Raw genomic sequence first — 9,035 nt, 5'->3', positions numbered from 1 at the left:
TCGGCTTTTTCATTGACTTCGTTGCTTTCATAAACACCTCTACTTGCAGTATAAATACTACCTATCAAAGTGTCCTGTTCTATTAAACCATTACACATATAGTCATGATAAACCATGCCCAAACACAGGTTTGTACCACTTAATAAGATGCTATTAGGGAGTTGTTTAACTTCCCACTTTTGTTTTGGACGAATAGCTAAGGTGTCTATGTTTAACAGCGTTTGATGTGTTTTTACGTGATTGTTATCACTCATTTCAATTGAGTGTTGATTGATAATCGGTTGATAGAGTCTTTGTAGAATATGAATGGCTTCTTCACTAGAGGCAATACGCTGATGACTGTCTTTTTCGAGAAGTAGGGCAATAAAGGCTTGTAACTCTTTGTCTTTAATTTCATGAATTGCAGGCTGCCGACTTAAATGCGCACGATAGACTTCTTGAACATCTCCGATGAACGGTAGATGCCCAGTTATTAATTGAAAAGCAATAATACCGACACTGTATAAGTCGCTAGATGTACTAAAACCTTCATATAAGCGTTCGGGCGCGGTATATGCAGGACTACCCATGGATTGTTTGCCAGAGCGCGCTTCTTTAATAGGCGTTGCAGAGCCTAAATCGGCAATAATCGCCTCAATCATTTGATGCTCAGCGCTAATCCGTAGCAAAATATTCTCTGGTTTGAGGTCACAATGAACAAAACCATGTTTATGTAAGCAGCTTAGACCTGACAAGATATTTTCGAGAATATTAAGAATGTCCTTTTTGGCTAACTTATTCTGTTTAATAAAATGCCCTAAAGTCCCATCTTGTAAAAAATCATAAATTAAGCAGGCTTCACCCGTTGTCAAATAAAATGTATCCAAACACGAAATGATATGCCTATGTTTTAGTGCAAGTGCCGCCGCCGCTTCGCGGCGATATGCGCGTTGATGGTCATTACTAAATATTTTGGCTAAGACAAATTGTTCATTTTCTTTATCCCATACTTTGAAGACCAGTGCCGATTGTCCCGATGAAAGTTGATCCTGTAGTTGATACCGTGTGGGTAATAAAGGAATTTGTTCAGCCATCATAATCAATGTCCTTTTAATCTATACATGACATCTTCCACTGATAATCCATTATTAATATCATCTTCTAAAGGAGATAAACGCTCATTGGCGGTCAGGATAAAATAGTTTTCGGCAGGCTCTATTTGAGCGGCAGAGATAATTTCTAAACACATGAGCTCATGGTTACTGATGCCACTAAAAATACCTTGTAACATACCTTCAATCAGACAATTGACTGTCCCTTCCACATTATGCAATACCGATGAAAAGATACTATGCGTCAGTAAGCAAGAGACGATGCCATAACGTTCCGCTTCCCCTAAATTAATGCTGAGTTTGCCCCAACCGTGCATAGAAAAATAAGATTCCAGTAAATTGAGGTATTCGTTTACCGTCAGTGTATCTAAGCGTCTATTGGCAATGGTTCGCAGCTCTTTATCAAAAGAGGTGGCTATACGCTTGCCCCAGCGTAAACCACAATTTTTAAGAATGACACGCCATGCTTCTCCCGCTTCATAATTCAGTGCTTCATAAATGCCACGGATAATGTCAGCACTCAAATAGACAATTCGATGATTAGCAGGGCTAAAAATAGTGCCTTCATATAGGTCAAAGTTTTGGCTGGCATCACCAAATAATTGGTCATATATTTGATTAACGAGTGTTTGCGTCATACTAGCCTGTTGAGTAGAGATATTATTCATATTGGCGTCCACTCATTTAGATGACAAAGTGTCAATCGTTTGTTGTAAGTATTTTTCAAATAACGAGAAAGACTCTGGTGACAGCCGCTCTCTATAGTTGTTTTTTAACTTGGTGTAGGTTTCATAAATGGCTTTCTGATTGGGGGCTAAATCTTGGAGCTCATTATCATCTTGTGAGCCAAACAGTGTTTTACGTTGTACAATTTCACGTTCAGGAAAATACAGAGCCTGTAGAATGGTTCTTAACCATAATAATAATTTGTCCCTATACCAATGCGGATCGTTCATTAACATCGCTAGCGTTGCATAACAACTGACACTGCGAATATCTCTCAGGCATTTGGTACGTGAATACGCATGTTTTTTCTCAAAGGGATATAACATAAAAATTTCATTGACAACGCGTTCAACAACACCTTGTTCAGCGGCGGCAATTTCGCGTGCCGCAGTGACACGATGACTGTGTTCAGGTAAGCAGCGTAGGTATTCAACAAATTCTTCTTCTGTAAAATGTCGATTTTCGCTTTGCTTAAAGATATCTGCTATTTCAGGATGTTTACGTAAACTACTGGTGGGTTCTAAAACGGGAATTGGCATTTTTTTCTCCATTCATTCTATTTTTAGGTAGTTAGTGCACTGAGCCTTTCCAAGGCAGTGCGCCAAAAAAATCGAGTACAGGGTGTAAGCCCTGTTCATATTGCTGTTGTATGATGTCAGGCTGTATGACAGCAGACGGGGCACCGTGAGCAGCAGAAATTGAAATATTTTTTGTAGGGGTCGTCCAAGAAATACCCTGAAAAAAACTATGTGCTGTTTGAGTGTCCCACGGATCAGTAAACGAAAAGGCATGGCTGCTAGTTGGTGAGACTAAATCTGAAGCGCTAGAGACTTCTTGTGTGAGCCATGGTAATGAGGGAAAGAAACTTGCAGCCGTTTGTGTGCTATTTATGGTAATAGCTTGTTGCCATACGCTTTTATGAGTATGTTCTGTAGCCTGTTTGGCTGCCGATAATACAGCACTGACCGAGGAAATCGTATCGACAGGCGAGGCGTGTGATTCGTGATTATCCTGCCAAATAATCGGTTGTGTTTCGGTGAGTGCATTGGCTTCGTTATCCTCTAAACGGACAGATGTTGATTGGATATCGTGAGTTTGCGGAGGTATCTGACTCATCTCTGCAACAAAAGTATTTTGCGTTAACTGACTCAACTCAGTCACAGAGTTGCCTATATTTTTCGCATGATGCAGAGTAGATAACATAGTAGCTAATACCTCATTTTGTGTCGTATTAGCCGATGTTGTTAAAGCGTTTTGTACTGTATTGGCAAATTGCCGCAAAAAATATAGTCTAGATGTATTCATGATGCGGCTCTTATTCTGATTCTAAGTGCGCTAAGATTTCATTCGCGCTCGCGCCTTCTTGTCGCCAAAATTCAGCCGCATTAATTCTTTGTTTGTCGCCAATTAAAAACTTACATACATCATTGCCCATCGAGTAGCACTGAATTTCTATACATTCTCTGTCTTTACGATCAAAGTAAGTGAATACGCCAGCAAACATCCCAGCATACAAATGACAAACAGGTTTACCTAATAGTTTCATTGAACGTGCGACCGCAGAGTTTCTAATTTCCACCACTGTGAGGCCTTTATCTTGAAACGATAAATCTAAACTCCATGCGCCAAAACCACTAATGGTTAATGGCCACCACCATGATTCAAATACAAAACGGGTATTCATTTGCCATATATCACGTTTTCCTCCGCCAAATTCTTGACGCATCCGTGCTGCAAAACGTTTCATATCTTGTAAGCCCCAAGCATGGCCACATTGATACATCATCAAGGCACTGGCTGCACCCACTTCTTCTTCAATACCTAAATGTAGACTATTGATAAAGGCATCGGTAACTTTGGCTGCACGTTGACCATCACGTAGAAATAACGCGCCTTTATCTGCGTCATAGCTAAAAAATTCTTCAGGCATAAAGTAATTATGATAACCACGATAACCGCCATCTGTGGGGTCAATAGGGTCATAATTTAGATTGTTGGTCTCGTTCATAGCGAGTCTTCCTTCTTGTCTATTAGTGGTTCTAGCGTGATTTTTCTAGGGATAATTGTTGAATATCCACATCAACATTCCGTAATTCAGCAATTGCTGAGCGTGTGATGATTTTTTTTTCTTGTATCAGTATTTTGCCAGTAATAGGGTGTAGTATCGGTGCTGTTGTACGTTTACCAATCAAGGCTTCAATATCGGCAAAAGACTCTATATATAACCCCGTCGGCAGTGAAATTTCGACACCATCGCCCAACACATGCGCTTGACATGCCAAACGACTATTGGGTTGTGCACCTGTTAACACGGAGAGTGTCAGTTTTTCTCTATCGGTCATTGGTGTTAGGCTGTGTGGATTTTTAGTCACATACACATGGCAAGTCGCACACATACCACGACCTCTACACAGCATTTTTACCTCGACTTTTCGAGTTAATAAGGCGTCTAGAAGTCGTTGTTCCGTATTAATAATCGCCTGCTGATGATCGGCACTAAAGACAACGCTTTTCATTGCACAGACTCCTGAACATTTAAGGCAACATTTGATAGTTCATTAAGAAACTTTTGCTCAGTATTGGATGCGTGTTTAATCATTTGTTTGATAATGAGAGAAATGCTCTCTTTGATCACTGCCCATTCGTTGTTGAAAAATTCGGTTTTTAACACTTCAATGGCACGACGAATATCAAGGTCACCTTGATGATATCGCATGAAAACTGACCAATGCGCCATAAACAAATCTGTGAGTTCGGTTTTGTGTTCGGTATGACCCAAACGAATTTCTTTACTAATAAAAATACGCTGATGGCTGATGCGATTGGCGCACAGGACAGACACACAGTGTTCATATAGCCTATCTAAGACAAGTTCTGATAGATGATTGCTGAGTCTGTCTTTTTTTAAGTTCTCAAAAAAAACACTAAAATATTCAAGATTGGTTGCGGTATTTTCGTGGTGAAAGCCAAAATTAATATAATGACTGATTTGTGCACGAATGACCTGTGCAGGTAGCAGGTCTTGTAAGGGAGCAAGACATAAAATAAGTTTCAAACTGGTACTTTGTCCTTTGTTCAAAGGTAGCTTTTGATTACTTAACCAGCGTTTTTTGACTAATTCATGGCCAATCTCAAAGGCAAAGGCCTGTTTCATTTGTTCGCCAATTTGAGTCACTTGCGTACTGTTGGGTGGCAGATCATGATTTAAGTTGGCAATAATCGAATCGTCATAACTTGCGCCAATACGCCCTTCATCTAGCTGACGTGTCAGTGATGCAAAGCGCCATAAGTGTTTGGCCCAGTTAAATTCAGAAAACATCAGACTGTATTGATGGGTGGGTTGTAAATCACCCGCTTCTAAGAGTCGCTCTCTATTAAACAACACCGTCGCAATTTGACTATGTCTATCCGTCAAGCGTCCGCGCAGAATAGGGTCTTTAATCAAATCATAAACTTGTTCTAAGCCTAAACGACGTTCATTCCATGAAGCAGGATTTTCTCGTGCAAATATCGAACAACTGAGTGCTAAACGCTGAGCCAGCCTACCGCCATTGTAAGGCGCCGCATTCGCTGTTAATGCAGACGCTAAAATGCCACTGATTACTTCTCGCCATTGCATTTCTTCGTCATAACTGTCTGCAAAACTCAGTTGTTTGTTATTGAATAAAGTGTTAGAAAAGTTTTTAACCTTAGGCAGTAAATCTGTCATAGCGAGCCATTGGCTTGTCCAAATATCTAAAGCGTGGGCTTCTGTTTTATTTAAGTGTGGACGCAGAGACTCATCGAGTCCTAGCCATAATAAGCGCCATGTACGTGTGGAAAAATTGTAGATATTGTTGCCTTCAAAGACTAAATAACGACCTATATTAAGTGCAGCTAATGACGGGGAGTCGGTCATCAAATGCAGAGAGATTTTTTGTAATAATGACGATAGAAGTGCGGGCCTTAGACCTGCAGCCTCATTGACCTGAATCCGTTCATCGGCGATTTTAACTGCCATATGTTCGCGAACTTTGTCTTGGTTTTTACGTAACTGTATCGCTAAACCTATTTGACGCATGGGTTCTAAAGCATAAGTCAATGAAGATAGCCAAAAAGTACCCGCACCTGTGGGTAATTGATGGCTAATCGCATTGAGCCATTCGTGCCATGTCTCTTCAATGACAACAGAGCCATGCGTTTCGATGAGTGCGTAGTAGTGTGGATATAATTGTTGCCATGCATACTCTTCATCACCGTAATTTGTCAGTCGCATCGGTAATTGTTCGGCAACGGTTTCCAATAAAGGAGGCGCACATCCGACTAAGGCTTTGAAATGTTTTTGGAATAACAGGTGTTTATTCGAAGGCGTGCGAAAGACTTGTTGCCACACTTTACTACTGAGCATGCTGGGAACATACATATCAGGGCTATTTTCATAGATATCAGTTTCTATTCCAAATGATGAGCGATACAAGGCTTTGATAATGTTTAAGATGGCTAAGGCTTCGTCACTGGATAATGCGTCAAATAATGCTTGAGATAAGGCATTCAAATTTGCGGAAAGAAATTTTAGTGGCACATTCCTAATATGTTTAGCAACACCCAGAGAAAACCACCAAAAAAGATGTTGTTGGCTATTATTAAGTCCCAAACTAAAAACTTGGCTTATTTTACGTAATAACCAAAGATTATCTTGTTTACCAAGCTGCCATGCTTGTTCATTGCCATTTGGCGGTGTCCATTCTGGATGCTCCCGTAATGTGTTAGCAAAGCTTTTAGTGCCACTGTTCGTCGTATTTTCAATAATTTCAGTCAAATGAATGGGGAGATTTTTAGCGGCAGTGGCTTCATGTAGTCGGCTGAGTAGTTGACTGATTAATTTAGAAAATTCTGTAACATGAGGCTCAGTAGAAAGTTGGTCATAAATTGATGAGAGAATCTTACGGATTTTGGCATAAGAGCTAACTTGATTAGTAAGATTTAAGTGGCTGCTTAAATAAGCAATTAAATAGTTAATGGATTTAGTGCTAAAAGTCTTTTTGTAAATAAAGAGTTTTATCAATAAAAGTGCTAAATCTTCTTGACGACAACCATGGTAATCTTGGGCAAAAGTATCAATATTCAGGGATTTTGGCCACCACAACGTATTAGTATGTATGGCATCTAAAATAACAGGGTCTAGCTCTTTAAATATGTTTTGAACCTTTGCTAGGTTAACACTGGGTATTTTTTCAATATTAATATCAAGTTGTGCCAGTGCTAAACTGATTTGTTTATATTTTTTCCAAACACTAAGATGAGATGTATAGTCTAACTGCATGCTCATTTCGTATCGGAATCTATTTTTACAGCTCAGAATATCTGTACTGACAAGTGATGCGTAGTGAGCACATAAAAAAACACCGACTAATTGATCGCGTAGTTTGATAATTCCATAATTATCGGTCAGGCCTTCGCTGATTTTTATCACAAAACTATGAATATTAGGCTCAATTAATCTAGTGATATGGTTATGGTCAAGCAAGCTAGAGGAAACTTTGAACAAATAGTCAAATGCACTATCTAGCCAGTCTAGTTGTAAGCGTTCACACTCAACACGCAGTTTATCTTTTAGAATATGATGTTCATTTTTAAGTTCAACCAACCTTTCTGCATCTATGGCTAAACATAAGGGATTTAGCATGAGTGTCCATATCTGCTGTAACTGACTATCTTTTTTAGCGTCAAGCAAAATTCTGAACAGTATTAAGTCATCAATAGGACTTAACGATGCGAGATGTTTACTATAATGCGTTGTTATTAAATGAATAAAAGGGAAGCGGTCGAGTGCACCGAGTAAGAGTTCTGTGCCATGAAACGTCATGCTGTGAATATCGGATAGTTCTCTTTCTAACTTCAAAATGAGTAGTTCTAAGAAATCTAAGTACATTAGATTTTCATGCTTTAGAAAGTTTTTGACAAAGCAAAGCCCATAAAAGAAGCCATAATTTTTTGTGTTATCGCAACGATAACTTAAAAGCTCATTGAGAAAGTTATTGATATATTGCTGTAAGGTAGTGCCATTAATTTTCCAGCGACGATTGATATTCAGTTGTAGTAATTCTTGGCTGATTCTCTGAGAGGTCTGCTCTATAGTTGAGAATTTTTTTTCTAGGCACTTTGTAAGTCTTAAGTGTTGACTAATTTCTTGGAAGTTTTTATCTACTAAAATTAATAAACGGTCTTCTAAGCTATGGCTTAACGCCAGAAATATGGCGTTAAAAAGTAGTTCAATTTGCTCAGTTTCTAGCTGAGTGTGGCGTGTAATAAGCGAATCTAACTCTACAATAAACAAAGAAAAACGACCATTTTTTGATGTTTCATACTTGGCAATCAAGGTAATGACCAGATCATAAAGTTTATTAACTTCCTGATCTTCCTTTGCGAGAAGACGACGCAACGATTTTTCTAAGAGTAAGTCTGATAAAATAGTTTCTTTATGCCGATTTAACCATTCAGAAATCAAACCATTGTCAGAATGCAACAGTGAGAAGTAACTATTATGATCATGTATAAATAATTGGTTAGCGAGAGAAGGGTACATAATTGTTATTTTTCCGAATTAATGTAAGAAGCCTTTTAAGCTAAGCATTTAGCTTCCATAAACATCAATTATTGAGTTGATGTTTTCTAAAATACGGCACTCTCTATTTTTTGTAATGGATTAACAAGATCAAAGCTGTCAATAAAAATAGTAAAAGTAGACTTTGCTGCGTTAATACAATCTTGTTGTTGCTGGGTGTTTGAGATACTGAGTTCAATCTGATTCAGTATGTATTTAAAGCCTGAACTGTTTTCGGCAACCTTAGTGAAAAAATCTATTTTTTGGATAGTTGTATCACTATGATTTTGCAACGCATTAGCAATACGACGTGAACCCATCGAAGAGCCAAGTATCACATATAAACATCCTAATATTTCTGCCTCTGTATGTGGCACATAGTGTGTTTGATAATGATAATTGAGGGGCTTTTCATGCAAATGTGCTAAGTCTGTGCTTAACCAATCGCTATATGGCAGTAGTTTAAAGCCCAAGTGATAACGTTGAGCGCATAGCTTTAAGATGCCTTGAGTTTCTAATAGATGATACGCGATGTATGATCCTAGCCAACTAAATGGACAATTATTCCCTCTAAAGCTAATTTAAGAATTATGTTTGGAGAGAAGAAATGGCAAAACGTTTTAGCCCTGAATTTA

General features: G+C 38.7%; 8 protein-coding genes. All 8 read right to left on the bottom strand.

Annotated features, from left to right (window positions below; genetic code table 11):
- Positions 1-1,076 (bottom strand): serine/threonine protein kinase (locus C8N29_RS16075; RefSeq protein WP_107867089.1); only part of this gene is annotated, 1,076 nt, incomplete at its 3' end.
- Between the two features lie 2 nt (positions 1,077-1,078).
- Positions 1,079-1,759, bottom strand: a complete 681-nt coding sequence (locus C8N29_RS16070; protein ID WP_107867088.1) for a hypothetical protein — start codon at positions 1,757-1,759, stop codon at positions 1,079-1,081.
- 12 nt (positions 1,760-1,771) lie between these two features.
- Positions 1,772-2,356, bottom strand: coding sequence for a globin family protein (locus C8N29_RS16065; protein WP_170107021.1), 585 nt, complete (start codon positions 2,354-2,356; stop codon positions 1,772-1,774).
- Between the two features lie 31 nt (positions 2,357-2,387).
- The gene (locus C8N29_RS16060) at positions 2,388-3,122 is read right to left on the bottom strand and encodes a hypothetical protein (RefSeq protein ID WP_107867086.1); all 735 of its coding nucleotides are present in this window, start codon (positions 3,120-3,122) and stop codon (positions 2,388-2,390) included.
- A gap of 10 nt (positions 3,123-3,132) precedes the next feature.
- Positions 3,133-3,825: a V4R domain-containing protein gene (locus tag C8N29_RS16055; protein WP_107867085.1), complete on the bottom strand. Its 693-nt coding sequence runs from the start codon at positions 3,823-3,825 to the stop codon at positions 3,133-3,135.
- Positions 3,826-3,856: 31 nt separating this feature from the next.
- Positions 3,857-4,333: a 2Fe-2S iron-sulfur cluster-binding protein gene (locus tag C8N29_RS16050; protein WP_107867084.1), complete on the bottom strand. Its 477-nt coding sequence runs from the start codon at positions 4,331-4,333 to the stop codon at positions 3,857-3,859.
- On the bottom strand, positions 4,330-8,382 hold the full coding sequence (locus C8N29_RS16045) for a hypothetical protein (RefSeq protein ID WP_107867083.1): 4,053 nt from the start codon (positions 8,380-8,382) through the stop codon (positions 4,330-4,332). The genes C8N29_RS16050 and C8N29_RS16045 overlap by 4 nt, the downstream gene beginning before the upstream one ends.
- 86 nt (positions 8,383-8,468) lie before the next feature.
- Positions 8,469-8,873 (bottom strand): heme oxygenase-like domain-containing protein, encoded by a 405-nt coding sequence (locus C8N29_RS16040; RefSeq protein ID WP_107867082.1) that lies wholly within the window; start codon positions 8,871-8,873, stop codon positions 8,469-8,471.
- Positions 8,874-9,035: the final 162 nt, after the last annotated feature.

It is taken from the genome of Agitococcus lubricus (assembly GCF_003051055.1).
GTDB lineage: Bacteria > Pseudomonadota > Gammaproteobacteria > Pseudomonadales > Moraxellaceae > Agitococcus > Agitococcus lubricus.
Note: the sequence above shows the minus strand (reverse complement) of the source record. Positions and strands in the feature narration are given on the sequence as shown.